The organism is Microcystis sp. BLCC-F209 (assembly GCF_041928595.1).
Classification (GTDB): Bacteria; Cyanobacteriota; Cyanobacteriia; order Cyanobacteriales; family Microcystaceae; genus Microcystis.
In genome coordinates this window covers 46,512-72,556 of the sequence record NZ_JBHFLL010000307.1, presented here as the reverse complement: position 1 = coordinate 72,556, position 26,045 = coordinate 46,512, and the positions used below count along the sequence as shown (strand labels likewise).

Genomic DNA, 26,045 nt, shown 5'->3' with positions numbered 1-26,045 from the left:
CATTGCCATGAATGTCTTGATTCGCTCCCTACAGCAGGGTTACGGCGAGCGAGACGACTTCTACACCGGTGGCAATATGTTTATTTATTTCAGCCGCGAACAGGTGAAAAATCGCGATTTTCGCGGGCCCGATTTCTTCGCTGTCCTCAATGTCGATGGCAAGAGAGAGCGACAGGGTTGGGTAATTTGGGAAGAAGAGGGACGTTATCCTGACGTTATCGTGGAATTAACCTCTCCTAGTACCGCAAGAACCGATAAAGTGCGAAAAAAAGCCATTTATGAGGGAACCTTCCGCACGCCAGATTATTTCATCTACGATCCTTTTGATGGCAATTCTTTACAAGGATGGCATTTAGGGGCCGACCAACGCTACCATTCTTTAGAACGAAACGAGCGCGGCTGGTTATGGTGCGAAAGCTTAGGCTATTGGTTGGGAACTTGGGAGGGGACTATTGACCGAGAAACGGCAATTTGGGCGAGATTTTATGACCCAGAAGGCAATTTAATCCCCTTGCCAGAAGAAGCAGCCCAGGAGCAAGCAGCGGCGGCCCAAGAGCAATTAAATGCTACTCAGCAAGCGCTGGAAGCGGAAAGACAGCGTTCTCAACAGCTGGAGGCCCGTTTGCGAGAAATGGGGATAGATTTATAGTACAAGTGTGGGGAGCTTTTTGCCTGACTGACGGACATATTTTCAAGACAATAAGTAGGGTTGGCTGAATAAATCTAAAAACCTTGTTGGGTAAGACTTTTAGACTTTTTGTCAATCAAAAAGTACCAGGCATGGGAGTGATCAGGGGGAAAATTCAGGTACTTTTTCCCTGAAAATTAGGTAGTTGACCACCTGAAAATCGATAAAACCCCACACCCCACCTGCCCCCCCGATGTCGGGGGGGTTGGGGGGGGCCACACCCTGCCACCACCGAAAAACTTTTTGCCGCAAACCCTAAGTAGTCGTGCCAAATTAATTTCCTCAACCTTGAGGAGAAATTCTGTAAACTTCGATCAAAAGCTGCGTAAATTCTGTATTTTCTCTGGAAGTCTTAGATATAGCCTTTAGAATTGTGATCATAGCGGTAGGCTAATTCAGATCAATTAAACCTCTTCCTCACTCCCGACTTTGTTAGTACCATGAACCCTAACTCTGGCCGTAAACGGTTATTATCCCTGATATCTGCTGTTTCTTGTAGTTCCCTCTTGATTTTATCCCCTCTAGCCCAGAGAGCGCAAGCAGACGATATTACGGATGCCTTAGAAGCGGTAATTGAATATACGGCTCAATTACACCAGATCAATTTTAAGTATTTGTTAAGTAATGCCCCGATAACCACTCCCTGCGGCGTAATTTCCCTAGCGGCTTTCTGCACTGTAGATAATACAGTTTATGTCAATCTCCAGCAAGTCACTCGCATTAGTGATAATCCCCTATTTCCCCTTTACGCCGTCGCTCACGAGGCCGCTCACGCTGTTCAGTGGAATCGGGGTATCGGTGGCATCGATGAGGGTGGGATGACCATCGGCATTGAATTACAGGCCGATTGTCTAGCGGGAGATACCCTTTCCTGGTTATTTACCGAAGCGAGAGGTTTATCCAAACAGGATTATATAATAGCAGGAAAACTTCTGGCGGAAGCGGCCTCGGAAGTGGGCGATTTTGAGGCCCCCAATAACTCCCACGGCACACCACAACAGCGAGGTGATTCGGTCTTACAAGGATTCTACGGGGAAAATCATCAAGCCTGTATGCGTTAACTAACACTCAAGGCTGTATTTCCCCTAGAATGCCTAAAAAAGCCTAAAAAACTACTGTAACCCTAACCAAGATAGCAGACCTTGGCCAGTGAGATACTCGATCAACAGGGTGATCACAAAACCAATCATAGCAGCCCTACCGTTGAGGCGCTCGGCATAGTCATTAAAGCCAAATTTGGGGTCTTCTAATTTGGGGGTTTGAGTCGGTTGTGGTTCAGTCATAATCTTTACAGGCCGTTTACATTTCTTTACTATTCTAGCGGAGTTAGAACTTAGGGTGTAACTAATTTCTAACTCCTCCCTATTTGCCCTAATCCCGACCGTTAAGGGCGATTAAAAGGCGCAGAATAAAGATAAATAGGTTGATATAGGTCAAATACATCGATAAAGCAGCACTGAGATACTGTTCATCTCTGTAGGTACGGGGCAAGATGTAAAAGTCCACGACTGCGGAGCCGGCAAACAAGAAAACCCCGATGCCAGAAATAGCGATTTCTAACCAGGTGGGATTAGCACCAGTAAAGATAAAGAAAATTAGCTGACCAATGAGAACAATAAAAAGAGCGAGAATACCGATGCTCACGGTTTGAGTCAGCGCCAAACCATCTTTTTCCGACAGATTCGAGCCGATATTCCGTCCCAACACAAAAGCGAGGCCGCAACCGAGGGCAGCAATTGCCACTCCTCGCAAACCAACACCGGAAGTACCTAGGGCCACATAGACGATTCCACTGAGAGTATAGCCAGAAAGAAGGCTATAGAGAGTCAGCAGGGGCAGAGCAGTGCTTTTATTGCCGCTTTCCGCACTACTACGCGCGACAAAAAATAAAATAATCTCGGCAACCAGGGCGACAAAGAAAGTCGGGAAGAAAATCTGGGGATAGGATTGGATCACACCTAAACCGCCATAGGTTCCCACCGCAGTCAAAATTAGACCGCCACCGAGATAGGGCAGGGCCTTGGGGATAACATTAGGGCCGATAAGTGCTTGGCTTTTAGCCTCGCGTAAAGCTTGACGAAAATTACTGGTATTACTCATGGTGACTAGGTTCGAGATACTTGTCTGAATCAATCTTGTTAAACAGAAACTATTCTTGATTAGTTCGTCAAGAATGCTGAATCGCAGGGAAGAAAAAAAGTAATCTTCTCCCCGGCATCGATTCCCTCTTGATTGTAACGAAAAGACTAGGGATCTAGCTAGAAGCCACAGTTTTCTCCCCTCTTAACCGTTTAAGTTACCTTAAACCGAAGACCGATTCAAGGCGATCCTCGCCCGTCAACTGGATATTTCCTGTTTTTATTAATTACAATCTTTTAGAGTATCCCCTGACCTAAAGCCAAACCTGTCACCAACATTCCTAACACTAGAAAAGGCTGGGCGCTGGCTTGATATTTGACATCATTTTTGAGCGGATCCCGCAGAAAATACATATCTTGGAAAGTGATCTGAGGGATAATTAATAACAGTAAAATAGCGGCATAAAGATTCTGATGAATACTGATGAGATAGCCAGCAATTCCCGCTTGAAAAACATCGATCATAATCACACAAATCCAAGCGGCAGTGGTAATTCCAAACATAACTGGCAAGGATTTTAAGCCTAATTTTTCGTCACCTTCCACACTTTTAAAGTCGTTAACTACAGCAATGCCTAACCCCGCCAGACTATAGATGAGGGTTAGGATCATAATTGTCCCATTTAACTGACCAAAAAGGGCGTGACCTGCCCACCAAGGTAATGCTATATAACTAGCACCGAGGGCATAATTTCCTAGCCAACCATTTTGTTTTAATTTTAAGGGTGGCGCTGAATAAATATAGGCAATAAAAGAACCAAATAGGGTTAAACAAAGCATGATCGGGAAATCATGACCGGCCCAGCGATCGAGAAGATAAGCTATTCCCAATCCACCCACTAATAAAACCAAAATCTGGCCGACCACTTGCGGAATAGAAATTGCCCCCGAAGGAATCGGACGATAGGGTTCATTAATTGCATCGATTTCTCGATCGTAAAAATCATTTAAAGTTTGGGTATAACCGGTCATCAACGGACCGGAAAGTAACATACAGGTGGCCGCTTTTAAGACATCTTCTAAAGACCAAGTATAATTACCCGATGAAGCAGCCCCACAGACAACCCCCCAAATTAGGGGAATCCAAGTGATCGGCTTCATCAATTGTAAGCGGATTTTCCAGAGGGAGGTTTCTGCCGATGAGGCCCCTTTCATGCCCAATAATTGGCGAGTTTTGGCCCCCCGCTCGTCCTTGTTTTCGATCTCGGTGTTCGACATAATCCCTTAAAAAGAAATAATTAAGTAACCGTCTTGGAATTTTGCCCCTTTTACCGATCTTCCGGTTAGAGGCGGTGGTACATCAATATTACGCCGTTGATCCCCGGCTTCGATGGTTAATTCTGGACCCGATTGCGTCAGTTTTACCTGTTTTTTCTCGAATCCGGGTAAATAAACCTTGACCTGAGCGGCTGCCGTATCGATTATTAACGGTTTGGGCGGCTGCACTGTGAGAAAATTGGGTAACTCGGCGATTAACTCCTGCCAATCTTCTCCTTGACGGTCGGGTAAAATCGCGGCTGGCAGCGGGGCAAAATCCTCCGTAGCACTCTGGCAGCGATTAAAAATCACTCCCCCCACATTTAAACCGATTTGCTGCGCCCCACCCCAAAGATATTTGGCCTCTGCGATCGCAATTGGATCATCATTGGTGACTAGATAGGCTAAAACTCGCCGAGGATCGGCTAAAGCGGAGCGCCCCTCGTCTAAAATGTTATTATCGCCCTTCTGACCTAAACCGTCGGGATTAAAGGAGAAATTCAGCACGGCAGCGGCAATCGGTTGGAAAAAGGGGGAAAGGGTGCGACCGATCTCGGAATCGCTGAAAACCTGCCGAAAACGCCGTGAATACCAGCTACCCACCTCGGGAATCCCCAACATTCGCAGACTGTTGATATCTCCGCTGCCGTCGTAGATGATGACATCGTAATTTCCGCTTTTATGCTGTTCCCGCAGGAAATTTAAAGCTAGAGCTTGGTCCATTCCGGGTAAAATGCCCAACTCTTGACCATAAACATTTTTCAAGGTGGGAGAACGCAAATACTGCTTTTCCAATTCCTTGACTTCTTCCCAACTTTTTTCTAGTAACTGTGTACTACTAAGCTGCACAACCGAGAGATTAGGGGCAATTTCCGTAATGGAGGAGCTAGGGGAGGCCTTGAGGAGTAATCCCCAAGCAGGGCCGGAATCTTGACCGATCAAGAGAACTTTTGACCCCAGACCAGCCATTTTCTTTGCCGAAGCGATCGCTATCGTACTGCGACCGCTGCCCCCCTTGCCCAAAAAGGTCAAAATTAAGGACATAATTAATTCCTAAGCGTTGTATTTAGATGAGTTTGAGTTCATCCTCAAAAAACCAAGTAGCGGTCTTATCATCGAACTGGACAACAGCACCAACACCGCTGCCATCGGTCATCTTAAAATTTTTGATGACACCCACTTTACCCAATTTACCCGCTACATCCGAGTTAACGCGGTCTCTTAAGCGACAGACCTTGACTTTTTGCCCGATTTCCATTACTTCCACAGTTTTAATAAGACGATAATTCAATAAACCAATCCTAAGTTTAATATAAATTCGTGTCAGATAAACCCCCCAATCATCTTCAGTTACTGGTCTTTCTCAGATCATCTGCACTTAGCGATCATATATACTAGCAAAAAGGTTTTATTTGGTTTCTGGGGCAGGATTTTGCCGATTTTCCAGTTGTTCCCTTTGCTTGCGTTTAAACTCCTCGGCCGCTTCGTTGATATTATTGAGGGTGTCTTCCTGAAATTCCGATCCGTCCCGACTACGGCGAAAATTACTATTATGAATCAAGTCTAAAGGATTAAAACCACCGAGACCATCCCTGCCATCGGAACTACGTTCATTTTTTTGATAGTCCGGTTGACTGGGGTTCAAGCTTTGAGCTAACACTTGCGGACTAAAATCAGCCCCGACCAATAAAACAGTAGCTAGGAATAAAGACGATTTGAGCAACATTTTTTGAGTATTCATAATCTAACTCCTCAGAAAATTAAGTGGGTAGGTGTTAAAAGTTGTCAGGCACCCCCCTTATTAAGGGGGGACTAAGGGGGGATAGGCACCCCCCTTATTAAGGGGGGACTAAGGGGGGATAGGCACCCCCCTTATCAAGGGGGGACTAAGGGGGGATCAGAGGCAAAATCTATCTTCAATTTAATTATAACTACTTACTTGTCTAGTTTTTGGTGGTGAGAAAGTTGTAGGCTTTTCAGTGAACAGTAAACTGATAACTGATAACTGATAACTGATTTAAGCAAAACGACGACGAAGTAAGGGCTGAATTGCCAAAAGGATTAGCAGATCAAAAGCGAAGAGCAGGGCTAAAACTGTCAAGAAATTGAGGTCAAGCCAAGGGGTTTGTAAGACTATGCTATCAAAAGACCAGTGCTGATTGAAATAAATATAACGGATTGGTTCGATCGCATAGGTAAGAGGGTTGAGACTAGCGATTACTTGTAACCAATCTGCCATAAAGTTTAAGGGAGCGAGGGCGGTACTGGCAAATAAAAGCGGTAAATTGGTGACGAAAATGACGGCGATTAATTCGATATGTCCGGGGAGAGCAAAGGTTAAACTGAGACTTAAGGCAGTCATACCCAAAACTATTAGGAAAACAATCAAAGCGATCGCACCTAATCCAGCTAAACTGGGCAATCCTGCCCCTAAAAAGGCACTAGCGGCCACGATCGAGGCGGTTTGGATGAAACTGAGGGCGATAATATAGATGGTAGAAGCGGCCACGATCGAGTAACGAGTGGTTAAAGGTGCTACCAACAGACGGTTAAGGAAGCCAAATTCTCGATCGAACATTACCGGCAAACCAGCATTGAGGGCCCCAGAAAAAGCGGTAAAGACAATCACCCCGGGGGCGAGAAATTTAGCATAACTGAGATCGTTGCCGAATAGACCCTGGGGAGCCTTATAAAACAATGCCCCGAATAAAATCAGCCACATAAAGGGCTGAATTACCCCCGCGATTAGGGTTGAAGGACGACGTTGTAATTGGATGAACAGACGTTTAGTCATGGCCAGAGTTTCTTGCAGAAATTCCCCTAGCACATTTCCCCCATCGTCCACCGTTGCTGCTCTAGTGGGATTGGGGGCTAAACTAGCTTTTAAGGAAGAAGGTGTGATGGTTTGGCTCATGAAATATTTACCTCTAATGCAGTCTTAACGAGTAATTTGGATAGTCAACAGTTTATAAGTGATCAGATGGCTCTCTTGGGGTTCTGGTGATCAGCAAATCCTCTCGAAGAAAAGGCTGACACCCTACCACTTCTCCAATATACAAGCGGCGCAAGCCTTGGGGGAGAGGAATGTAAATATTTATTAAATTGTAGCGTTTGATACAATGCGGAGGGTGTGAAGTGTGTATGCTCCTCACTGTTAGGTTTGCTGGTCATTGTTTTGGGTTGCCCGATCGCTTAACCCGAATCGAAATGTCACGCACTCAAACCATTTACCATTAACCCTTTTCTTTTGATGAAATTACAACTCGGCATTGTCTCCGCTGGGGTTGCCCTAGCGACTCTGGCAACGGCTAGTGCGGCACAAGCTGCTTTGGTGGTCGTCCCACCTGGCTTGGCTCCCGGCGCTCAGTATCGTTTGGTGTTTGTGACTTCTGGCGCGCGGGATGCTCAGAGTACCGACATCAACGACTACAATACCTTTGTTACCAATCAAGCTACCTTCGGAACCTCCGATATAGATACGGCTCTCGATACGGCTTTATATGCGGCAGGATTTGACCCGAATACGATTACTTGGAAGGCGATCGGTTCTACCGCTTCGGTCGCTGCCCGTGATAATACAGGTACTAATCCATCGAGTTTGGGTGTTCCCATCTACCTGATAGATGGCAACCGGGTCGCCGACAATAATGCCGATCTCTGGGATGGCTCAATACAAACAGCAATCTCTGTAACGCCAAATGATTCCTCCGCTGGCAGCAATTCTCAGTTTTAGACATAGCAAGCCTTTTAGGGATTTAAAGAACATTTTAAAGGGGGATTTTTGGGGCAACTTTGGGTGTACTATCACGTCAAAAGCCTGAAGACTCGTGACATGAAATTTGCAATCCCATTCAATTTGACCCCCTATTATGCGAACTAACCCCCAAAAGCCTTGCTACAGTCCAAATTTAGAATTGCTGCTCCGCTGGCTCTTCTGTTGTGTTTACAGGATCCTCGACGTCGGGCGAGGCAGAGAACGCCAACTTGTACTACTTAGGCAGCGGAACTCAAGTTATTGCCGGCCTATCAAGCTCCTCTGGATCGAATTGGGTGTCTGACGACCAAGTGCTATTTGGGATTACAAATGTGTTTTATGGGATGTCGGGTGTGTTGACGGTGCCGCAGCCGCCTCAGCCTGTAACTGTCCCCGAACCCTCTAGCCTTCTTGGTTTTATCACACTGGGCGGTTTAATGCTAGGAGGTGCTGTCCGCAAAGCGAGGAAATAATGCCTACAAGGGAGAGGAGACGCGGGTTTCCTCTCTCTTTTTTGGGGGGTTTTTGATACCTGGTTCCAAGGCAGAGCCTTGGAACCAAACATTTAGGCTCTGCCTAAATTTAAAAGTCAATCTGAGGAATAGTTTCAGGATCTATCCCTAATTCCCGCAATCGTGCCGCTAGTTGTTCTGCTCGTTGTTTGGCCGCAGAAGCCTCTTGTTTAGCCGCAGAAGCCTCTTGTTTGGCCGCAGAAGCCTCTTGTTTAGCCACAGAAACCTCTTGTTTCGCCACAATTAACTCCTCATCGGCCAGGGGAATCAACTCTCCCTCCAGCGTCAACCAGCGCAACCATAGCCGCTCAATTCCCCGATAGGAACCTTGCCACAAACCCAAGCTCAATTCCAGTTGAGGAATCGGTAAGCGTCCCTCCACTAAAGTCACGGGTTGGTAATGACCATCTACCAGTTCAAACGCTTGAAGTTGGTTAGTATAGCGGCTAAAAACTACATAGTAGGGAACCTGCAAAATCTGTTCATAAACTGTCCACTTAGTTGGCGGTTCTTCTGGTTGGCGTAGTTCTTCGCCTAAATCTTGATTTTCCGTACCTGGAGACAACAATTCCACCACAATCGCAGGGGAAACCCCTTCCTGCCAAATCACATAACTTAAGCGCAGGTCATGGCCATCGTAGAGACGAGGAACACCAACCACCCCAAACCAATCAGGACGCTTGTACCATTGAGGGTGTCTGACATCGTAGTAAAGGTTAAGGTCAGCGGCGCTAAAAACTAGCTCTGGTTCCCAGTTGGGAGGCTGAAAAGTCAGCAGTAATAACTGAGGTTGTAATAGGTGAAATTCGTCAGGCAAACCGGGTTCAAGTGGATTATCACTAGGTAAATCGTACATCGTCGGCAGGGATTGCCGGGGGGAAAGGGAAGGGTCAGATTGGGGAATGGTGAAGGTAGGTGTAGTCATTTCAGTTATCAGTTATCAGTTATCAGTTATCAGTTACCACTCAGACCTCTCAAACATTGTAACTGTGATTACTGTCGCGGCGTCAGCCCTGGGGGAGAGGACTGTAAATATTTATTAAATTGTAGCTTTTGATACAATGCGGGGGGGGAAGGTGTGTATTTTGTCTTTGAGCATTCGCTGGTCATTGTTTTGGGTTGCCCTATTGCTTAACCCGAATCGAAATGTCGCGCACTTAAACCATTTACCATTAACCCTTTTTCATGAAAATAAAACAACTCGGCATTCTATCCGTCGGGGTTGCCCTGGCTACTCTGGGAACTGGTGCGGCACAGGCTGCAAGCGTGACTGTCAATAATTTTTCCTTCGAGACACCATCAAACCCTAATTTTTCACCAGTTATTACCGGTTGGACTGTGAGTAGTGGCAATGCGGGGGTTCAGCCATTCAATGCGACTCAATTTCCAAGCGGAGTACCCGACGGTTCGCAGGCGGCTCTTATTGCTTTCAATGGTGGATCGATCCGTCAAGATGTAGCCGCCACTTATCAAGCCGGAACTCGATACACGCTCAATTTATTTGCAGGTATTCGTCTAGATGAACCGGGCAACTTGACCTTGCCGAACAGTACAATTTCGCTTCGCCGGAGTGATAATAATACCGTTTTGTCAAGTTTTACATTCAATCAGAGTTCCTTTTCGTCAAGAGGAGTGTTCTTATCGTTCAACACTTCTTATCTGGCGGGGATTGCCGATCAGGGTGCGGGAATTCGCATCTCTATTGACCGTCCGAATAATGGGGGGACACAATTAGTTTTCGATAACGTTACACTTAATGCGACTCCTGTTCCCGAACCCTCTAGCCTTCTTGGTTATATCACCCTGGGCGGTTTAATGCTAGGGGGTGCTGTCCGCAAAGCGAGGAAATAATGCCTACAAGGGAGAGGAGACGCGGGTTTCCTCTCTCTTTTTTGGGGGGTTATGAGTAGCATCTCAGTCACGAATTATGCTAGGATTCGCCCTAGAATGATAAAAAATCATGACTACACAAGCAACAGTAATCCAAGGCACGGCCAGGGAAATTAGAGAAGCACTGGCGCTTATACCTTGGAGAAGTCAGAGCCTACATTTCATCGGGGTTAATTCCAAGCGCTCTGAGCCTTTCAGCCAGCCGGATGGCTTTTTGTTCAGCCTCTTGTTTAGCCAGACGTTCTTGAGCAGCGATCGCTTCAGCCTCTTGTTTAGCCAGACGTTCTTGAGCAGCGATCGCTTCAGCCTCTTGTTTAGCCAAACGTTCTTGAGCAGCGATCGCTTCAGCCTCTTGTTTAGCCAAACGTTCTTGAGCAGCGATCGCCTCTGCGTTCATCGCTCTTTCCTCAGCCGTTAGATAGCGATTTCCTGACTGGTCATACCAGTATAACCATTCCCGATACCAAGCAATATGTTCTCCTTTCTCATAACCCAGCGCCAAGCCAATTTCAGGCAACCAAACTCGATTATTCTCACTTTCTAGAAGCTCATATTTCCCTGAGATTAATTTATATACCTCTAATCTTTGTCGGTTTTTAAATCTTCCTCTTCTCCCACTCAAAGGATTGTAAATTACATAATACAGAATGCCCAGGGTTTGGTAATTTAAGAATTTTTCCTCATATTCACTATTATATTTCTCGGAAACCACCTCTAAAAACAAAATCGGCAAGATGTACTTTTCTCCCCACAAAACATAGCTTAACCGACCTCTTTCTCCCGTATCATGGTTGACTCCAACCGCTAAGAAACCATCGGGAACAAAAGCTGATTCCTCTGGATTATAATAGACAGCCATATCTACCCCAAAATACCAATCATCTCGACCGGTCCAAATCAAGGCTAATAAACTTAGCAGTAGGTTGGGAATATCATTTTGTAACTGATTGTCCACTGGAGTTTCGTCGGAAGAGGGTAATTCTTCGGCACTGGGAAGAGGGCAATTTTTGTTATAGGTGAGGTTAACCATAGCTCCGACAAGCGTGGTGTTTGATTACTGCTAATTCTAACGGAGAATCTTGTGCCTTGCTTTTTGCCTCATCTCCACAAGCAATTTAAATGTGCGGGCATAGCTTATCCAAAAAGGTTTTTAGATTGATTCAGCCAGCCCAATTTTAATGATCGCTGCCGTTTTCCTGTACCGATCCTAACTGTTGACGCACATCATCGATCGCTAGATTTAACTGGGCAATTTTATCTTCTAAACTGCGGCGGGCCATTTCCATGCCTTCCTCTGGAGTCAAGCGCCCATTGCGGATCTCCTCTAAAAAAGACTGATTGTCAACAGCTACTAAACCGCGGCGGCCGCGATTAGCCAACACTGTCCCCAAAACACCGCCCACTAAACCACCGACAATCGCACCAGCTAAAAAACCGCCCGCAAACCCATCTCGCTGACTCATAATCCCTTTTTCTCCTAATAGGTTCCAAAAGCTCGATCGCCGGCATCGCCCAACCCCGGCACGATGTAACCGCGGCTATTTAATCCTTCATCGATAATAGCCGTATAGATGTTCAAGCTGGGATAATTTTGACTCAATTTCTGTAAAGCCGGCGGGGCAGCCACCACGGAAATCACGCGAATCAGGTCAGGATCAACGCCTCTGGCGGTAACTTCTGCCATTGCCGTTGAAATTGATCCCCCCGTGGCTAACATCGGTTCCAGAATTAACACTCTCGTGGCCGGATCAAAACTGGCCGGTAATTTATTTAAATAACAACTTGCCTCTAGGGTTTCCTCATTTCTGGCTAAACCGAGGTGATAGGTTCTAGCTAGGGGTAAAAGGCTTTGGGCCCCTTCCAACAGGGCTAATCCTGCCCGTAAAATCGGAACTACGGCGATCGGTACGCTAGGATCGATAAAAGTAGCCGGACATTCCGCTAGAGGGGTTTTAACGCTAGTTTCCAGGGTCGGCAACCATTGCCGCGCCGCTTCGTAGGTTAACCAGCGCCCTAGTTCCGTCATCGCTGTTTTAAACAGTACCGAGGGGGTATTTTGATCGCGTGCGATCGCTAACCAATGCTTAACCAGAGGATGTTCGGGAACGTAGACGCGCAGTTGTAAAACCATGAAAACACTAGAACTCGATCGAGGGCTAAACTTTATCTTATCAGCTTTTTTCTCCCCACTTCCCGCTTCCCAACCCCCAAAACAGAGGTTAAAATAAAAGCAAGCCAGAAGCTTTCGAGCGACTTCTGACTTGGGGAATTTTAACGACGACGGGTTCTTTGTCGTCTCCGGGCTACTGCTTTACGCTTTCTCTTTTCTTGAGGGGTTTCAAAAAATTGATGCTTTTTGATATCCGCATAAATTCCCGCTTTCGCTACCTGTCGCTTAAAACGACGCAGGGCCGATTCGATCGCCTCGTTCTGACCAACTACCACTTGGGTCATTAACCTAATTCACCTCCTGTAATCGCTCTCTGCCTAAAAAATGCCAACTTCTCATTATAGCACAATCTAGGGTAAAAAGCGATCCAAGGCGGCCTTTAATTCTTCAATTTCTGTCTCGATACTACCTTCCTGGGCAGCCCGGGCAATACATTCGCTCAGATGTTCGTCAAGGATCATTCTGGCGACGCGATCAATCGCTCCGCGAATAGCGGCAATTTGCATCAAAACTTCGGGACAGGGACGATTTTCCGATACCATCGTCTTGATGCCGCGAATATGTCCTTCGATCCGCGAGAGACGGTTAATAATTTGCTTCAGGGAAGCTTCGCTATGGACGTGGGGGGTCCCTTTTGACTCGTGGTCATGGCCCGTCTCGTCGTGGTTGTGAAGGGGGTCGAAAGGGGTAATTTGATTAGTCAAGGGCTTACCGTCAATTCAGTTCTACTCTCTAGTGTGCCACAGTTGCGAACCCCAGTCCCTAGGATGATTTTGTCTGGTTTGAATTTCCGTTTAGGGGTCTTCGGTTTGCCAATCGGGGCAATTTTCCTCTTGATTCCAACCGGAGGGATGAAATCCACAAATTAGACGCTGACGGGTTTCTCGACTCTGACCGTAGGACTGACCGTGGTAGTGACGACAACCGATGCAGGTTTGGGGACGGGAGGAAGGCACTTGATTAAAACCAAGTTGCGATCGCAAAATTTGACACCTGGATTGATAATTGTGCCAGTTTTTGTAAATCTCTCTTTGTCGGATAAAATTGGCCGTATTCATTATTATCAGTGAACAGTAACCGGCTACCGGCACTCCACACCCTACCCCCAAGAAAAACTTTTTCGGTCAACCCTAATTATATCAATTAGCTTTAGTGAACCTCTTGCATAATTAATTTTTCAGGGTTCAAAAACGGCAAAAATAAGGATTAAATTGTCTAAAATCTGTGAATACACCATTTAATCGACTATTATTTGATTCTCCTGACTTTCGATTAGGAGTGAGAGATTAAAGCTGGTGATGGGATTTGAACCCGCGACCGGCTGATTACAAATCAGCTGCTCTACCACTGAGCTACACCAGCATTTTTGACCAACCTATTATAACACAAATAGGGCTTGCCGAAAAAGTTTTTCCTGGGGCCGGGTGTGGGGTTTTAAGCTAAGACCGATTTTAACCGTCTGTCCCCGTCGAGCCTATTCACCAGGCTGCTTTCCTCTTCCCTAGTCCGCGACCGGAAGACTAGGGAGCGATACACAGAGGTTCAATGAGTCCACAGGGATGACCAATAATCAGTTATCAGTGACCATTGACCGTTTAATAAGAGCCAGATTAATCCCCCTATTCCCAAAAGAATAGTCAAAACATAAAACTGTGATTGACCAGAAACATTATACTTTAAGGCACTGCCGCTAAAAATCGTCGCTAAACTGACCAAATTAACCAGACCATCAATAATATAACGATCGAGCCAAGCGGTAATTTTTGACAGGCTGCCCACCGCTAAAACCACGGTAAACTGATAGATGCGATCGAGATAGAAGTCATAAGCGAACAAATCTTGCAGGAATCGCAGTATTAACCCAGTTGGTCTCGCCCAAGCTCGTCTTAACTCTACCATTAACCCAATAACTAGGCCAATTACCCCAGAGGCTATCAGTAAGGGAAAACCCCAGACAATAGTAAAACTCTGGTTATTAACGAGAGGATTGGTGAAAGATAGCCAAAAATCCCAACGTAGGGGAATAATCGGGGCCAATAAAACGATTAAAATCAACGATACCATGGGCAAAGCCATCGGCCAGGCCACTTCCGGGGTGCGATGGGTCTTACTTTGGGTTTGTCCCAAAAAGACTAAACGAAAGACCCGAGTAAGATTGACGATGCTAAGACAATTAACAAAGATTAAAACCGCTAATAACCACCAAGGAATCGCCCATTCGCCACTTAACCACCGTTTTAACGTCCAAAACATCCCTAGGGGCATTAAAACCGTCATCCCTGCGGAACCTCCTAAAAAAGCCATGGTTGTAGCCGGCATTCTTGCCCAAATTCCCCCCATTTCCGTGATATTTTGGTTACTGGTGGTGAGAATTAAGGCTCCTGCGCTCATAAACAATAAGGCTTTTGCCACCGCATGGGAGAATAAAATTAGTAAGGCGATATCCACATGACCTAATCCCACCGCAATAAAGACCAAACCGAGATAGGCGCTGGTGGAGTGGCATAAAACCCGTTTAATATCAATTTGGGACAAGGCCATCAGAGAAGTACCAATTGCCGTCATTGTCCCCAACACTATTAAAACATCAGCAGCGATCGGAGATAGGGTAAATACCGGCTGCAGCTTAATTAAAACATAGGCCCCCGCCGAAACCACGATCGAGTTCCGCAGGATTCCGGCTGGATTGGGTCCCTCCATCGCCTCATCTAGCCACAAATTCAGGGGAAATTGGGCGCATTTACCCGTTGGACCGGCAATAAGGGCTAATCCTAATAAAGTCGCCGTCAGAGGCGGTACAGGGTTATTTACCGCCCAATTTTCTAACTGAGAAAAACTCAATCCCTCCCCGTAACTGGACAGAGCCACCAACCCCATCAATAAAATAATATCGCCGACGCGCTTGGTTAAAAAGGCATCTCGGGCCGCGGTTACGACCAAAGGTTGGGCATACCAAAAACCGACGAGGAGATAGGTAGAGACCGTTAACATCTCTAGGAAGGCGTAACTGAATAGTAGGGAGTCACTCAGGGCAATTCCTCCTAAAGCTGCCTCAAAAAAGCCCATTAAGCCATAAAATCTCGCCAAAGACCAATCCTTTTCCATGTAGCCAAGGGCATAGATTTGGGCCAAGAGACTGATGAGGGTAATCACTTCCAGCGTCCCTAAACTGACGGGAGAAAGTTCGATCGAAAGGGATAAACTAAGATCGGCCACTTTTACCCATTCAAAAGCCAGTTTAATCGTCTCTCGATGCCAAATTTGATTAAAAGCGATCGATCCGTGTATTAACCCTAAGACGGTCATCAATAGGTTAATATAAGCTGCCGGCCGCGGACCGGTCCGACTAATAATGCCTAAAGACCAAGGTAGGGTTAAAATCGAACCAATTAAGCCATAAATGGGAATTAACCAGCAGGTGTAAAGGAATAAATCTTTCATTCAGAGTGTTGGGGTGTTGGGGTGTTGGGGTGTTGGGATGTTAGGGTGTTAGGGTGTTAGGGTGTTAGGGTTTTAGTTGAAATTCCCCATTCCCCCATTTCCCCACTTCCCCATTTCCCCACTTCCCCACTTCCCTGTTTTTGGCCATAAAAAACTAACACTCGATCGAGCAGGGATCGAGTTTAGTCAATTTAGGTATTTTACAGTTAATCCTGCGATCAGGCTAAATGCGCTGTAATAAAGATTTACCGTGGGAATCGGTGCTACAGGTGGCGAATAATTGATATTGACGACTAAGAGCGAGAGCTTGTTCGGTTTCCCGTTGACTGGGTAGCCAGGGTTTGGGATTGCCGTAGGCATAAAAAGCCTCAATCCCATCAATACCCAATTCTACCGCCGCCGCCACTAAATCAGCTGCGGGACGATGATAACGAAAGGGATGGGCCAGAACCACTAAAGCCCCCGCTTGCTGTAAACTTGTAATGACTCTAGAGGCCAAAGCGAGATCTCCTTCCGGTTTGGTTCTTTGCAGATAGGGAGTCAAGAGGGTGTGAGCGGGATCGAAACCATAGCCAAGAATATGCACTTCTGTCTCTAAGAGATTCGCCGTAATTTCTACCCCTGTCCAGAGATGGGGTGGAGAACTCTTTAAATGCTGATTTTCCAGCCAAATTTGCGCTTGTCGATAACCTTCGATCGAGTGATGATCGGTAATTGCTAATCCTTTTAGTCCGATGTCTAAAGCTTGTCTCATCAAGTCTTGGGGACTCATTTGACCATCGGAACAATGGGTGTGAAGATGGAAATTGTAATGGTGGGGACAACTATCATAGCCAATATTTGCCCACACCGCTTTCAGGGCGAGGGTATCTTGAGCTAGGGGTGGAATTGTAGCAGAGACGACCATGCAGTATTGAGGAACTTTCCCAAAGATTACAAATTGTTAACAATCAGGATAACAAATAACAAAAAGAACTGGGTAGCTGCTGTCACCGGTAATACTAAATCCTGTTTCAACGGTATGGGGAAGTGGGGAGAGGGGAGAGGCTGACAGATGTAAGTATTTTACAACTAAGAGGAACGGGAGTGGTAAAAAGCATTAACGAGGGTAGGAGGGAAAGAACTCCAACGATGAAGGTGAATCGACAAACCTTTTAGTAAATCAGCAATTAGGGTAATAGAACCCAGCAGAAAACCAGAAATCTGACCTAAGGGTTTGAGATGGAGAGTTTTTCTAAAGACAGTATGTTGGGGGGGGGAAGTTGCGACAAATTGGCACTTCGGAAATTGATTTTCTGCTTCTCCACCCAGCATAACCATCCAGAGAGTGGCTACAGCCATAGTTAACCAAAGGCGTTCGGCAAGCTCTGGGTTAAGCAGGCCAGTGTTTTGCCTTTTGCAAGAGTGCCTCTTGCCTCGTCTGAAACTATGCACGACCACTGCTTGAGATATTTGTTTTTCAGCATTGCCTTTCACGAGGCTCCTCTAAATCTCTAGCTTGATTGTCTCACCCTGAGTGTGTGAGACTAAATCCTGTTTAAAAAGTATAGGATAGTGGGGTGTGGGGTGTCGGTAGAAACAATTCATAACTTGAGAGTTAATCACACTATTAAAAACGGATTTGGTATGACTGCTCACCTCTTTGTAATAAACCTACACCTGTCAGAACCTCCCACTCCCTTCGGGCCAGAAAAGGGGTAAGATAATAAGTTTAGTGATAAGATGACCGAATTGTAAGCGGGGACTTGATATGGCAGAAACCCTATTATTTAATGCTTTGCGACAGGCGATCGATGAGGAAATGGGCCAGGACCAGACAGTATTTGTTTTGGGTGAAGATGTGGGACATTACGGCGGTTCCTACAAAGTTACCAAAGATCTCTACAAAAAATATGGCGATTTAAGGGTTTTAGATACTCCCATCGCTGAAAATAGTTTTACGGGCATGGCAGTGGGGGCAGCCATGACGGGATTACGTCCGATTATTGAAGGCATGAATATGGGTTTTCTTCTGCTTGCCTTTAACCAAATTGCCAACAATGCTGGGATGTTACGTTATACCTCCGGCGGTAATTTTAAAATCCCCATGGTTATCCGTGGTCCGGGGGGTGTGGGCAGACAATTAGGGGCGGAACATTCCCAACGTTTAGAGGCCTATTTTCACGCAGTACCAGGCCTAAAAATTGTCGCTTGTTCCACTCCCTACAATGCCAAAGGTTTATTAAAATCGGCGATTAGAGATAATAACCCCGTGCTTTTCTTTGAACACGTTCTTCTCTATAATCTCAAGGAAAATTTACCTGATACCGAGTATCTTTTACCGCTCGATAAAGCCGAAATCGTTCGCAAGGGAGAAGATATCACCATTCTCACCTATTCGCGGATGCGTCATCACTGTTTACAGGCATTAAAACAGTTAGAAAAAGATGGCTATGATCCAGAAATTATCGATTTAATTTCCCTGAAACCCTTTGATATGGAGACGATTGCCGCTTCGATTCGCAAGACTCACAGGGTGATTATCGTGGAAGAATGTATGAAAACTGCGGGAATTGCTTCTGAGTTAATTGCTTTAATTAATGAGCAGTTATTCGATGAATTGGATGCCCCCGTGTTAAGATTATCTTCCCAAGATATCCCCACACCTTATAACGGTAATCTAGAAAGATTGACGATTATTCAACCTAATCAAATTGTCGAAGCTGTCCAAAAAATGGTCGGTGATCGCATTTAAAAAATTCTCCTTTTGATACTGAAGTTATGCAGAGACAAAATTGGTTATTGTTACTGATCATCGGCCTGGTTGTTGCCTCGATCATCATCCTGATTAAGTTACCCCTACAATTAGGTTTGGACTTGCGCGGTGGTAGTCAATTAACCATTCAGGTTAAACCCACTGAAACCGTCAAAACCATTCAACCTAATGATTTAAAAGCCGTACAAAATGTGATTGAAAATCGCGTTAATGCCCTCGGTGTTTCTGAATCATTAGTGCAGACTGTGGACAGTAAAAATCAGGTAATCGTGCAACTACCAGGGGTTACAAATCCCAAAGAAGCTGAGAGAAACCTAAATGTTCAGGCCCAATTAGAATTTCGTCAGCAAAAACAAGGTACAGAAGGAGAATTCCGGGCTGAATACTCGATTTTTCAACAAAAAAAAGCGGAATTAGCCGCCCTCAAAACTGAGAATAAACCCGAAAATGCCGCTAAAATTGCCGAACTAGAACAATCTCTGCAAAAATCTCAAGAGGCAATTTTAAATTTATTTGAATCGGTGGACTTAACCGGAAAAAATCTGCAAAATGCCACTATTAGTTCCACCCAAGGCACTAACTGGGAAGTGGCCATTACTTTCGACTCGGAAGGGGGCAATAAATTTGCCGAACTGACTAAAGTGATTGCGGGTACTGGTCGCAGTATTGGGATTTTCCTCGATAATGAATTAATTAGCGCCCCTGTAGTCGATGTGCAGTTTGCCCAAACGGGAATTACAGGAGGCCGGGCCGTGATTACTGGTAATTTTACCGCCGAAACTGCCAACGATCTAGCGATTCAATTGCGCGGTGGTTCCCTACCTTTCCCCGTCAAAGTGGAAGAAATTCGCACCGTCGGGGCAACTTTAGGGCAGGATAGCATCCGTCGCAGTATCTACGCTGGTTTAGTGGGTTTACTGTTAGTTTTAATCTTCATGGCGGTTTATTACCGTTTACCCGGTATTATTGCCGATATTTCCCTGATTATCTATACTATTCTCTCTCTGGGGGCTTTTGCCTTAGTAGGAGTCACGATGACGTTACCCGGTATTGCTGGATTTATCCTCAGTATCGGTATGGCAGTTGATGCTAATGTACTGATTTTTGAACGTACCCGGGAGGAATTAAGAGCGGGAAAATCCCTATTTCGGGCGGTGGAGTCGGGATTTTATCGGGCTTTTTCCAGTATTCTCGATAGTAATGTCACTACTTTAATCGCCTGTGCTGCCTTATTTTGGTTGGGTTCGGGATTAGTCAAGGGTTTTGCTTTAACTTTAGCCATTGGGGTAGCTGTGAGTATGTTTACCGCTTTAACCTGTAGTCGTACTCTCCTGTTAATCACCGTGTTAAACGTCCCCAGCGTCCGTCAAAAACCCCAACTTTTCTGCCCTAATTTACCGACAAATCAATAATCAGTTATCAGTTATCAGTTATCAGTTATCAGGAGTCAGGAGTCAGGAGTCAGGAGTCAGGAGTCAGGAGTCAGGAGTCAGGAGTCGGTCGTCAGGAGGAGATAGGGTGATAGGGTGATAGGGTTTTGGGGTGATAGGGTGATGAGACAACTTCCCCACTTCCCCACTTCCCCACTTCCCCACTTCCCCACTTCCCCACTTCCCCACTTCCCCACTTCCCCACTTCCCCACTTCCCCACTTCCCCACTGATTACTGCTTACTGATAACTGCTTACTGATAACTGAAAAATCTCCCCACTCCCCAAATCCCTTTTTTCCTTTTTCCTTTTTCCTTTTTCCTTTTTACTTTTTACTTAATCGATATGGCATTTAACGTTACAAAACAGCGTAATTTTTGGTGGACAGTCTCGGCCTTGCTGACGATTGGTAGTATTTTGGCCATGGTGATTTCTTGGTTCACTATTCAAGCGCCTTTGCGACCGAGTTTAGATTTTGTTGGTGGCACGAGAATTCAGATAGAATTAGCCTGTGCTAAAAAGAATACCTGTGAGAAACCCTTAACTACTGCCGAAGTGCAAGCAATTTTAGACGAGGAAGGATTGGGTAACAGTAGTGTGCAGGTGTTGGATAAATATACTTTATCGGTGCGGACTAAAACCCTGGCAGAAGAACAGAGAACAAAATTACTCGACACCTTAAATCAGAAAATTGGCACCTTTGACCCCGAAACCGGTCAAATCGATACCGTCGGGCCCACCATCGGTCAAGAATTATTTAGGTCGGGATTTTTAGCTTTATTAGTGTCATTTTTTGGCATTGCCGTCTATCTAAGCTTCCGTTTTCAACGGGATTACGCTTTTTTTGCCATTGTCGCCCTGCTGCACGACGTTTTGATCACTTTAGGGGTCTTTGCGGTTTTAGGCTTAATTGCGGGGGTAGAGGTGGATAGTTTATTTTTGGTTTCCCTCTTGACAATTGTGGGCTTTTCTGTTAATGACACAGTGGTAATTTATGATCGCGTCCGGGAAAATTTTGCTAATACCCCCGAATTATCCGTGGATGAAATTGTCGATAATGCGGTGAGTCAAACCCTAACTCGTTCGATTAATACCACCCTGACCACTTTATTGCCTCTGGTGGCGATTTTTCTCTTTGGTGGCACGACCTTAAAATATTTTGCCCTAGCTTTAATTATTGGTTTCGTAGCGGGGGCCTATTCGAGTATTTTTATCGCTAGTACCCTACTAGCTTGGTGGCGCGGTCGTTCCCATCGACCCACACTCAATTACAGTTAGGATGCCATTGGTGAAGAATCAGTCGGTCTTGGATAGGTCGTAATAGTAATTTCAACCTGTTGATTGAGACGACCCAAAATTGATATCAAACGGTCAATAGTAAAGCGTTCCAAATTAGCATGGCGAATCTGAACAAATTCACTGTGATTAATTCCAGTTCGCACTTGAGCATCGCGGGTTGATAAGTCTTCCTTCTCCAGAACCTTGATAATTTCAGCAGCAAGCAGTGCTTTCGCTTGTCGCACGTCCGCATCTACATCGCCAAAATCGCGGTACACATTCCCGCTACCTTGTACCAGTTCAAATTGTTCTTCACTCATGAGAGTTCCTCCTTCAATCGCTTGAGCCGTGCTTTGATAACTTCGACTTCTTGCTGTGGTGTTTTGATCCCTTTTGGGGATTTTTTCTGGAAGGCATGAATCACCCAGATAGCCTCACCTAACTGGACAGCATAAATAGTTCGATAGGCATCCCCCTTGAAAGGTAGAGCAATCTCGAACACACCAGAACCTATCCCCTTAAAAGGTTTGGTTAGGGATGATTTTGCCCCTTCTGCTGCAATAGTTAAAGCGTCAAGTACAATTTCTTGGGCTTCCTTGGGAAACTTTTGAAAATCTTTCCGTGCCGCTTTAATCCAAGATATAGGACGGGTATTACGCATTCGCTTATGGTGATATAACTGATACCACCTGTCAAGCCCCATTATAGTAAATCCAAAGATGGCTTTTAGTTGTCAGCTAAATTTTTTGACCAATTGGGTCAAATTGCTTCAAGAGATTTGATTGCGAACGCCACTAAAAGCGGCATAGGCGATCGCTATAGCATCTACAGCATCATTAATGGGCATTTTTGTCAATCCGAATAAATACTTAATTTGTTCGGCCACCTCCGCTTTAGTGGCCCTACCATGGCCCAGATGACATTTCCAACTAGCTTGATGGAGGAAAATCGGTTCAATTCCCCCATCGCGGCAGCTAACCAGATTGATAATTCCCAATGCTTGCAGGACTCCACCAGCTGCCTTGATTTGCCGGTTAAAAAAGGGCATTTCTACGGCAATTTCCCCCGGTTTATATTCTGCGATTAACTCCTTTAAATCCCGTTCAATTTCAATCAAACGCTGGGCAGTAGAAAGATTTTTAGAAGTTTCGATCGTGCCGTAATCGACTAAAATCGGCATTAACTCACCATTATCCCGGAGAATAGCCCAACCGACAATCGCTAATCCGGGGTCGATACCCAACCAAGTAGTCATAGATTAAGCCAAAAAATCTTGGACGATTTGGAGAATTCTTTGGGATGCTTGTCCATCTCCAAAAGGATTAATGGCATTAGCCATACGATCATAGGCGATTTTATCCCTTAATAATTCTCCCGCTGCGGCTAAAATTTGCCCTGGATTAGTCCCAATTAATTTTGCGGTTCCCGCTTGTACTGCTTCCGGTCTTTCTGTGGTTTCTCGCAATACTAAAACAGGTTTTCCTAAACTGGGGGCTTCTTCTTGAATGCCCCCAGAATCAGTTAATAATAAATAACAGCGTTGAATCGCCCCCACTAACTCGGCATAATCGAGAGGTTCGGTTAAAAATACCCTGGGATGATTGCCCAAAGCGGACTGAATTGGTTCTCGGACAGTAGGATTGCGATGCAGGGGTAATAATAGGGCTGTATCGGCATATTTTTCTAGTAACAAAGTGAATCCTTTGATAATATCCTGTAACGGTTCGCCCCAATTTTCCCGGCGGTGAACCGTGGCTAATAAAACCCGATAATCTGACCAATTTAAGCCCGCAATTTGACATTCTGGGGCGGTTTTGGCTACGGTTAATAAAGCATCAATAACTGTATTACCGGTGTGGTGAATATTGCCCGTCACCCCAGATTTTTGTAAATTTTCCACGGCTAAAGTAGTGGGAGCAAAATGTAGGGTAGTCAGTTGAGAAATTAGGCGGCGATTAGCTTCTTCGGGATAGGGATTATAGATATCATTAGTTCTTAATCCTGCTTCCACATGAGCGATAGGAATTTGTTGATAAAAAGCCGCTAAAGCAGCAGCAAAAGCAGTGGTAGTATCACCTTGCACAATAATTAAATCTGGTTTTATGCGCTCAAAAACTGTTTCTAAACCCCGTAAACTACGGCAAGTAATATCGGTTAAAGTTTGACGAGTTTGCATAATATCGAGATTTTCATCTGCTTTTAAAGCAAATAATTCCATCACCTGCGCTACCATTTCTTTATGCTGTCCCGTCAGAATTACATGGGTTTGAAACTGTTCCGATTCTTGAAAAGCACGAATAACGGGAGCTAATTTAATCGCTTCAGGACGAGTTCCAAGAGTAATACAAATTGATTTCGACATATTATTATCAGTTATCAGTTATCAGTTATCAGTTATCAGATGTGAGTTTTCAGTTCACTGATTACTGTTGAATGATCCATGAAAATCTATTGAATTGTGCTGTTTTGTCATTTTTCACCGGTGGGGGTTTGTTGAACGATAACTTGGGGATAGAGTTGCATTTGCTGAGGATTTAAAGGTCGAGAGATGGTCAAAACTTTTTGTTTAGCTAACTCTTGAGTCATGGTATCTAAAGTTTGAGCGATACGCAAATTATATTCTAATTGTTCCCCAGAAGAAAGCAGATTACTTAAGCCATCAATTAAACGTCTTAAATTCTCGCGAAATTGGGGATCACCGATTAACTCATCGATATCGGAGGTGATTTTTTGAGTATTTTCAAAAGTCACCCTAGCGGATTCAAGAGTTTTTTGCAGTACGACTATTGTAGCAGGATCGTTAATAGTTTTAGTAATTTCTCGTAAATTATTCGATGTTTCCACCGCATTATTTAAAATAGTCTCGATATTTTGCATTACTTGTTTAGTATCAATTTCATCTAAACCTGCATTCAACCTCAGGGCGGTATTATTGAGATTATTAGCGAGACTACCAATACCTAAACTAGCTTGATTAATATTACCGAGAGTATCAACAATTTGTCCGCGATTTTCGCTGAGAACAGCATTGATATTAGCGACTAATTGGGAAGATTGTTGAAAAGTTCTGCTGATTTGACTGCGGTTTTCCTGCACGGTACTATCTAAAGTATTGATAAAACGGGAGGCATTATTAGCTGTATTAGTGACCGAGCGACTGGTGGCAGCTAATTCCAAGGATAGACGAGAGAGTTCTCTTTGAGCATTACGGATAGTCTGGGAGGTATCATCGGATAAACGGGCGATTTTTTTGGCTGCTATAGCGGTATTTTTGGTGACATCATTGAGATTACCCACAAATTCAGGACTGGTAAAAGTATCCACTAAACGACCAACACTAGACATTAATTGTGTTCCTGTTGTCCCCTGTAAACGAGTATTATTACAGAGAATTAACTGTTGATCACAGTCGGGACCCAGAGGGTCGAGATTTTTGGCCTCAGCACTTAAAGAAACTAAGGGAGTGATATCGATAGCTGCCTCCCCAATTAATCCAGAAAGATTGGTAGTAACAGTTACCTTCCTAGGCATAACTAAGGTAGCAGAAGCGATTTCGGCAATAACTTCCACTTGATTACTCCCCGGGATAAAACTCGTAATTCTTCCCACTCTCACCCCGCGAAAACGCACCGGTGCCCCGACTTGTAACCCTTCCACGTCAGCAAACTCGAAGATTAATTGATAGGTTCTTTGACCAAATCCTCCCCCGCGAACCCAGATAGCGAGCGCCCCAAAGACCAATAATCCGCCTAGGGCAAATAAACCCAGTCTTCCTTCCCGTAAAGCTCGCGAACTCTGCATGATTTTTCTCTCATTCTCGATAGTTCTTAATTTAGCTTAATCTAGCTTAAACGATTGTCCTAATCGGGCCTTCAATGCTGGCGCTAAAAAATTGCCGGATCATGGGATGATCGGTACGATCGATATCTGCCACTAATCCCTGCCATTGCACTTTTCCCTGATAGAGAAATACTACTCGATCGGCGGTGCGTCGGATGGTACTTTGTTGGTGAGAAACCATCACATAAGTGTTCGCAGACCCCGATTTTTCATGGAGAGTCCGCACTAGATCCTCGATAATTGTGGAAGCTATCGGGTCTAATCCGGCGGTAGGTTCATCATACAGCAGTAATTCAGGATTATCAGCCAGATTATCGGGATTAGTGATAATAGCGCGGGCAAAAGCCACCCGTTTACGCATTCCCCCCGATAGTTCCGAAGGATAAAGGTCACTAATTCCCTGTAAACCGACCATTTCCAGGCTTTTTTCCACTAATTCCCTAATTCTGGCTTTTTTTAACTTAGTTTGTTCATAAAGATAAAAACCGACATTTTCCCCGACGGTGAGAGAATCAAACAGGGCCGTTTGTTGAAAAACCAAGGAAGTTCGCATCGCTTCTCGACCATCTTCTAGCAATCCCTGACGCAATTGACCTTTAATACGAATTTCTCCGCCATTTATCCCCGTTAATCCCGCAATTAACCGTAAAACCGTTGATTTTCCCGTTCCCGACGGACCGATAATTACTAGGGCCTCCCCTCGATAAATGGTTAAATCTAATCCGTCGAGAATAACATTATCCCCGAATCTTTTCGATACTCCTCTCAATTCAATTAACGGTTCTTTAATCATCGCTTAATTATCTTATAACCTCTGGAATTTTAGGGAGATGGGGAAGTGGGAAGTATTTTCAGTGAACAGTAAACAGTAATCAGTGAACTGAACTCTGATA

30 protein-coding genes, 1 tRNA gene and 1 pseudogene are annotated in these 26,045 nt (G+C 45.0%); 8 read left to right on the top strand and 24 right to left on the bottom strand.

Going from position 1 to position 26,045, the window contains the following annotated elements; all coding sequences use genetic code 11:
• Window positions 1-649: Uma2 family endonuclease (locus ACE1AQ_RS20435; RefSeq protein ID WP_374809109.1), on the top strand; the 649-nt coding region annotated here is incomplete at its 5' end.
• Between the two features lie 479 nt (window positions 650-1,128).
• Complete coding sequence (locus ACE1AQ_RS20430) at window positions 1,129-1,749, top strand: hypothetical protein (protein WP_008196592.1); 621 nt, start codon at window positions 1,129-1,131, stop codon at window positions 1,747-1,749.
• 51 nt (window positions 1,750-1,800) lie between these two features.
• On the opposite strand, the gene ACE1AQ_RS20425 is transcribed toward ACE1AQ_RS20430, so the two are convergent.
• From ACE1AQ_RS20425 to ACE1AQ_RS20395, 7 genes are all read right to left on the bottom strand, one after another.
• Window positions 1,801-1,971 carry a high light inducible protein gene (locus tag ACE1AQ_RS20425; protein ID WP_002742489.1) on the bottom strand — a complete coding sequence of 57 codons (171 nt, stop codon included), beginning with the start codon at window positions 1,969-1,971 and terminating at the stop codon, window positions 1,801-1,803.
• Between the two features lie 88 nt (window positions 1,972-2,059).
• Window positions 2,060-2,788: a Bax inhibitor-1 family protein gene (locus ACE1AQ_RS20420; RefSeq protein WP_008196578.1), complete on the bottom strand. Its 729-nt coding sequence runs from the start codon at window positions 2,786-2,788 to the stop codon at window positions 2,060-2,062.
• A 275-nt stretch (window positions 2,789-3,063) separates the two neighbouring features.
• Entirely contained in the window at window positions 3,064-4,044 is a 981-nt protein-coding gene (chlG, locus tag ACE1AQ_RS20415; protein WP_106909536.1) for a chlorophyll synthase ChlG, read from the bottom strand.
• Between the two features lie 6 nt (window positions 4,045-4,050).
• Entirely contained in the window at window positions 4,051-5,127 is a 1,077-nt protein-coding gene (locus ACE1AQ_RS20410) for an ArsA family ATPase (RefSeq protein ID WP_008196574.1), read from the bottom strand.
• Between the two features lie 22 nt (window positions 5,128-5,149).
• Window positions 5,150-5,341 carry a DUF2862 domain-containing protein gene (locus ACE1AQ_RS20405; RefSeq protein WP_002742483.1) on the bottom strand — a complete coding sequence of 64 codons (192 nt, stop codon included), beginning with the start codon at window positions 5,339-5,341 and terminating at the stop codon, window positions 5,150-5,152.
• 150 nt (window positions 5,342-5,491) lie between these two features.
• On the bottom strand, window positions 5,492-5,824 hold the full coding sequence (locus ACE1AQ_RS20400; protein WP_008196562.1) for a hypothetical protein: 333 nt from the start codon (window positions 5,822-5,824) through the stop codon (window positions 5,492-5,494).
• 276 nt (window positions 5,825-6,100) lie between these two features.
• Window positions 6,101-6,997, bottom strand: a complete 897-nt coding sequence (locus ACE1AQ_RS20395) for an ABC transporter permease (protein ID WP_002781901.1) — start codon at window positions 6,995-6,997, stop codon at window positions 6,101-6,103.
• Between the two features lie 336 nt (window positions 6,998-7,333).
• Here ACE1AQ_RS20395 and ACE1AQ_RS20390 point away from each other — a divergent pair.
• Window positions 7,334-7,789, top strand: a pseudogene (locus ACE1AQ_RS20390) (PEP-CTERM sorting domain-containing protein); the annotation flags it as partial.
• 392 nt (window positions 7,790-8,181) lie between these two features.
• Entirely contained in the window at window positions 8,182-8,310 is a 129-nt protein-coding gene (locus ACE1AQ_RS20385; protein WP_374809112.1) for a PEP-CTERM sorting domain-containing protein, read from the top strand.
• 109 nt (window positions 8,311-8,419) lie between these two features.
• Here ACE1AQ_RS20385 and ACE1AQ_RS20380 read toward each other — a convergent pair whose 3' ends face one another.
• Window positions 8,420-9,274, bottom strand: a complete 855-nt coding sequence (locus ACE1AQ_RS20380; RefSeq protein WP_110545358.1) for a Uma2 family endonuclease — start codon at window positions 9,272-9,274, stop codon at window positions 8,420-8,422.
• Window positions 9,275-9,534: 260 nt separating this feature from the next.
• Between ACE1AQ_RS20380 and ACE1AQ_RS20375 the strand changes: the two genes are divergently transcribed.
• Window positions 9,535-10,200 (top strand): hypothetical protein, encoded by a 666-nt coding sequence (locus ACE1AQ_RS20375; protein WP_008196554.1) that lies wholly within the window; start codon window positions 9,535-9,537, stop codon window positions 10,198-10,200.
• A 193-nt stretch (window positions 10,201-10,393) separates the two neighbouring features.
• On the opposite strand, the gene ACE1AQ_RS20370 is transcribed toward ACE1AQ_RS20375, so the two are convergent.
• The 10 genes from ACE1AQ_RS20370 to ACE1AQ_RS20325 all read right to left on the bottom strand — a co-directional run bounded on the left by ACE1AQ_RS20370 (window position 10,394) and on the right by ACE1AQ_RS20325 (window position 17,191).
• Window positions 10,394-11,269: a Uma2 family endonuclease gene (locus ACE1AQ_RS20370; RefSeq protein WP_008196551.1), complete on the bottom strand. Its 876-nt coding sequence runs from the start codon at window positions 11,267-11,269 to the stop codon at window positions 10,394-10,396.
• Between the two features lie 145 nt (window positions 11,270-11,414).
• Window positions 11,415-11,702 carry a hypothetical protein gene (locus ACE1AQ_RS20365; protein ID WP_008196548.1) on the bottom strand — a complete coding sequence of 96 codons (288 nt, stop codon included), beginning with the start codon at window positions 11,700-11,702 and terminating at the stop codon, window positions 11,415-11,417.
• Window positions 11,703-11,716: 14 nt separating this feature from the next.
• On the bottom strand, window positions 11,717-12,370 hold the full coding sequence (gene upp, locus ACE1AQ_RS20360) for a uracil phosphoribosyltransferase (RefSeq protein WP_008196546.1): 654 nt from the start codon (window positions 12,368-12,370) through the stop codon (window positions 11,717-11,719).
• A 140-nt stretch (window positions 12,371-12,510) separates the two neighbouring features.
• Window positions 12,511-12,693, bottom strand: a complete 183-nt coding sequence (rpsU, locus tag ACE1AQ_RS20355; RefSeq protein WP_002738938.1) for a 30S ribosomal protein S21 — start codon at window positions 12,691-12,693, stop codon at window positions 12,511-12,513.
• 66 nt (window positions 12,694-12,759) lie between these two features.
• On the bottom strand, window positions 12,760-13,113 hold the full coding sequence (locus ACE1AQ_RS20350) for a metal-sensing transcriptional repressor (protein WP_002781887.1): 354 nt from the start codon (window positions 13,111-13,113) through the stop codon (window positions 12,760-12,762).
• A gap of 90 nt (window positions 13,114-13,203) precedes the next feature.
• On the bottom strand, window positions 13,204-13,467 hold the full coding sequence (locus ACE1AQ_RS20345; protein WP_008196520.1) for a hypothetical protein: 264 nt from the start codon (window positions 13,465-13,467) through the stop codon (window positions 13,204-13,206).
• 232 nt (window positions 13,468-13,699) lie between these two features.
• Window positions 13,700-13,771: transfer RNA gene (locus tag ACE1AQ_RS20340), tRNA-Thr, on the bottom strand.
• A gap of 180 nt (window positions 13,772-13,951) precedes the next feature.
• Window positions 13,952-15,850: an NAD(P)H-quinone oxidoreductase subunit F gene (locus ACE1AQ_RS20335; protein WP_008196518.1), complete on the bottom strand. Its 1,899-nt coding sequence runs from the start codon at window positions 15,848-15,850 to the stop codon at window positions 13,952-13,954.
• A 223-nt stretch (window positions 15,851-16,073) separates the two neighbouring features.
• Window positions 16,074-16,757, bottom strand: coding sequence for a PHP domain-containing protein (locus tag ACE1AQ_RS20330; protein WP_008196516.1), 684 nt, complete (start codon window positions 16,755-16,757; stop codon window positions 16,074-16,076).
• A 164-nt stretch (window positions 16,758-16,921) separates the two neighbouring features.
• On the bottom strand, window positions 16,922-17,191 hold the full coding sequence (locus ACE1AQ_RS20325) for a hypothetical protein (protein ID WP_051011137.1): 270 nt from the start codon (window positions 17,189-17,191) through the stop codon (window positions 16,922-16,924).
• Window positions 17,192-17,600: 409 nt separating this feature from the next.
• Here ACE1AQ_RS20325 and ACE1AQ_RS20320 point away from each other — a divergent pair, with 409 nt between their 5' ends.
• From ACE1AQ_RS20320 to secF, 3 genes are all read left to right on the top strand, one after another.
• Complete coding sequence (locus ACE1AQ_RS20320) at window positions 17,601-18,584, top strand: alpha-ketoacid dehydrogenase subunit beta (protein WP_008196512.1); 984 nt, start codon at window positions 17,601-17,603, stop codon at window positions 18,582-18,584.
• A gap of 26 nt (window positions 18,585-18,610) precedes the next feature.
• Window positions 18,611-20,017, top strand: coding sequence for a protein translocase subunit SecD (gene secD / locus ACE1AQ_RS20315; RefSeq protein WP_008196510.1), 1,407 nt, complete (start codon window positions 18,611-18,613; stop codon window positions 20,015-20,017).
• A gap of 362 nt (window positions 20,018-20,379) precedes the next feature.
• Window positions 20,380-21,312 (top strand): protein translocase subunit SecF, encoded by a 933-nt coding sequence (gene secF, locus ACE1AQ_RS20310; RefSeq protein ID WP_008196509.1) that lies wholly within the window; start codon window positions 20,380-20,382, stop codon window positions 21,310-21,312.
• Here the strand turns inward: secF and ACE1AQ_RS20305 are convergent.
• The 6 genes from ACE1AQ_RS20305 to ACE1AQ_RS20280 all read right to left on the bottom strand — a co-directional run bounded on the left by ACE1AQ_RS20305 (window position 21,309) and on the right by ACE1AQ_RS20280 (window position 25,942).
• The gene (locus tag ACE1AQ_RS20305; protein ID WP_008196506.1) at window positions 21,309-21,632 is read right to left on the bottom strand and encodes a helix-turn-helix transcriptional regulator; all 324 of its coding nucleotides are present in this window, start codon (window positions 21,630-21,632) and stop codon (window positions 21,309-21,311) included. The genes secF and ACE1AQ_RS20305 overlap by 4 nt on opposite strands.
• Window positions 21,629-22,015 (bottom strand): type II toxin-antitoxin system RelE/ParE family toxin, encoded by a 387-nt coding sequence (locus ACE1AQ_RS20300; protein WP_008196504.1) that lies wholly within the window; start codon window positions 22,013-22,015, stop codon window positions 21,629-21,631. The genes ACE1AQ_RS20305 and ACE1AQ_RS20300 overlap by 4 nt, the downstream gene beginning before the upstream one ends.
• Window positions 22,016-22,081: 66 nt before the next feature.
• Entirely contained in the window at window positions 22,082-22,567 is a 486-nt protein-coding gene (locus ACE1AQ_RS20295) for a crossover junction endodeoxyribonuclease RuvC (RefSeq protein ID WP_008196503.1), read from the bottom strand.
• 3 nt (window positions 22,568-22,570) lie between these two features.
• Window positions 22,571-23,674: a non-hydrolyzing UDP-N-acetylglucosamine 2-epimerase gene (wecB, locus tag ACE1AQ_RS20290; RefSeq protein WP_008196502.1), complete on the bottom strand. Its 1,104-nt coding sequence runs from the start codon at window positions 23,672-23,674 to the stop codon at window positions 22,571-22,573.
• Window positions 23,675-23,781: 107 nt separating this feature from the next.
• On the bottom strand, window positions 23,782-25,113 hold the full coding sequence (locus ACE1AQ_RS20285) for an MlaD family protein (protein WP_110545361.1): 1,332 nt from the start codon (window positions 25,111-25,113) through the stop codon (window positions 23,782-23,784).
• Between the two features lie 46 nt (window positions 25,114-25,159).
• Window positions 25,160-25,942, bottom strand: a complete 783-nt coding sequence (locus ACE1AQ_RS20280) for an ABC transporter ATP-binding protein (protein WP_149978782.1) — start codon at window positions 25,940-25,942, stop codon at window positions 25,160-25,162.
• Window positions 25,943-26,045 lie beyond the last annotated feature (103 nt).

Excerpts from the sequence above, each read along its gene's own strand:
- ACE1AQ_RS20430 (WP_008196592.1), top strand. The coding sequence starts at position 1,129 with ATGAACCCTAACTCTGGCCGTAAACGGTTATTATCCCTGATATCTGCT.
- ACE1AQ_RS20425 (WP_002742489.1), bottom strand. The coding sequence starts at position 1,971 with ATGACTGAACCACAACCGACTCAAACCCCCAAATTAGAAGACCCCAAA.
- ACE1AQ_RS20420 (WP_008196578.1), bottom strand. The coding sequence starts at position 2,788 with ATGAGTAATACCAGTAATTTTCGTCAAGCTTTACGCGAGGCTAAAAGC.
- chlG (WP_106909536.1), bottom strand. The coding sequence starts at position 4,044 with ATGTCGAACACCGAGATCGAAAACAAGGACGAGCGGGGGGCCAAAACT.
- ACE1AQ_RS20410 (WP_008196574.1), bottom strand. The coding sequence starts at position 5,127 with ATGTCCTTAATTTTGACCTTTTTGGGCAAGGGGGGCAGCGGTCGCAGT.
- ACE1AQ_RS20405 (WP_002742483.1), bottom strand. The coding sequence starts at position 5,341 with ATGGAAATCGGGCAAAAAGTCAAGGTCTGTCGCTTAAGAGACCGCGTT.
- ACE1AQ_RS20400 (WP_008196562.1), bottom strand. The coding sequence starts at position 5,824 with ATGAATACTCAAAAAATGTTGCTCAAATCGTCTTTATTCCTAGCTACT.
- ACE1AQ_RS20395 (WP_002781901.1), bottom strand. The coding sequence starts at position 6,997 with ATGAGCCAAACCATCACACCTTCTTCCTTAAAAGCTAGTTTAGCCCCC.
- ACE1AQ_RS20385 (WP_374809112.1), top strand. The coding sequence starts at position 8,182 with ATGTCGGGTGTGTTGACGGTGCCGCAGCCGCCTCAGCCTGTAACTGTC.
- ACE1AQ_RS20380 (WP_110545358.1), bottom strand. The coding sequence starts at position 9,274 with ATGACTACACCTACCTTCACCATTCCCCAATCTGACCCTTCCCTTTCC.
- ACE1AQ_RS20375 (WP_008196554.1), top strand. The coding sequence starts at position 9,535 with ATGAAAATAAAACAACTCGGCATTCTATCCGTCGGGGTTGCCCTGGCT.
- ACE1AQ_RS20370 (WP_008196551.1), bottom strand. The coding sequence starts at position 11,269 with ATGGTTAACCTCACCTATAACAAAAATTGCCCTCTTCCCAGTGCCGAA.
- ACE1AQ_RS20365 (WP_008196548.1), bottom strand. The coding sequence starts at position 11,702 with ATGAGTCAGCGAGATGGGTTTGCGGGCGGTTTTTTAGCTGGTGCGATT.
- upp (WP_008196546.1), bottom strand. The coding sequence starts at position 12,370 with ATGGTTTTACAACTGCGCGTCTACGTTCCCGAACATCCTCTGGTTAAG.
- rpsU (WP_002738938.1), bottom strand. The coding sequence starts at position 12,693 with ATGACCCAAGTGGTAGTTGGTCAGAACGAGGCGATCGAATCGGCCCTG.
- ACE1AQ_RS20345 (WP_008196520.1), bottom strand. The coding sequence starts at position 13,467 with ATGAATACGGCCAATTTTATCCGACAAAGAGAGATTTACAAAAACTGG.
- ACE1AQ_RS20335 (WP_008196518.1), bottom strand. The coding sequence starts at position 15,850 with ATGAAAGATTTATTCCTTTACACCTGCTGGTTAATTCCCATTTATGGC.
- ACE1AQ_RS20330 (WP_008196516.1), bottom strand. The coding sequence starts at position 16,757 with ATGGTCGTCTCTGCTACAATTCCACCCCTAGCTCAAGATACCCTCGCC.
- ACE1AQ_RS20325 (WP_051011137.1), bottom strand. The coding sequence starts at position 17,191 with ATGGCTGTAGCCACTCTCTGGATGGTTATGCTGGGTGGAGAAGCAGAA.
- ACE1AQ_RS20320 (WP_008196512.1), top strand. The coding sequence starts at position 17,601 with ATGGCAGAAACCCTATTATTTAATGCTTTGCGACAGGCGATCGATGAG.
- secD (WP_008196510.1), top strand. The coding sequence starts at position 18,611 with ATGCAGAGACAAAATTGGTTATTGTTACTGATCATCGGCCTGGTTGTT.
- secF (WP_008196509.1), top strand. The coding sequence starts at position 20,380 with ATGGCATTTAACGTTACAAAACAGCGTAATTTTTGGTGGACAGTCTCG.
- ACE1AQ_RS20305 (WP_008196506.1), bottom strand. The coding sequence starts at position 21,632 with ATGAGTGAAGAACAATTTGAACTGGTACAAGGTAGCGGGAATGTGTAC.
- ACE1AQ_RS20300 (WP_008196504.1), bottom strand. The coding sequence starts at position 22,015 with ATGGGGCTTGACAGGTGGTATCAGTTATATCACCATAAGCGAATGCGT.
- ACE1AQ_RS20295 (WP_008196503.1), bottom strand. The coding sequence starts at position 22,567 with ATGACTACTTGGTTGGGTATCGACCCCGGATTAGCGATTGTCGGTTGG.
- wecB (WP_008196502.1), bottom strand. The coding sequence starts at position 23,674 with ATGTCGAAATCAATTTGTATTACTCTTGGAACTCGTCCTGAAGCGATT.
- ACE1AQ_RS20285 (WP_110545361.1), bottom strand. The coding sequence starts at position 25,113 with ATGCAGAGTTCGCGAGCTTTACGGGAAGGAAGACTGGGTTTATTTGCC.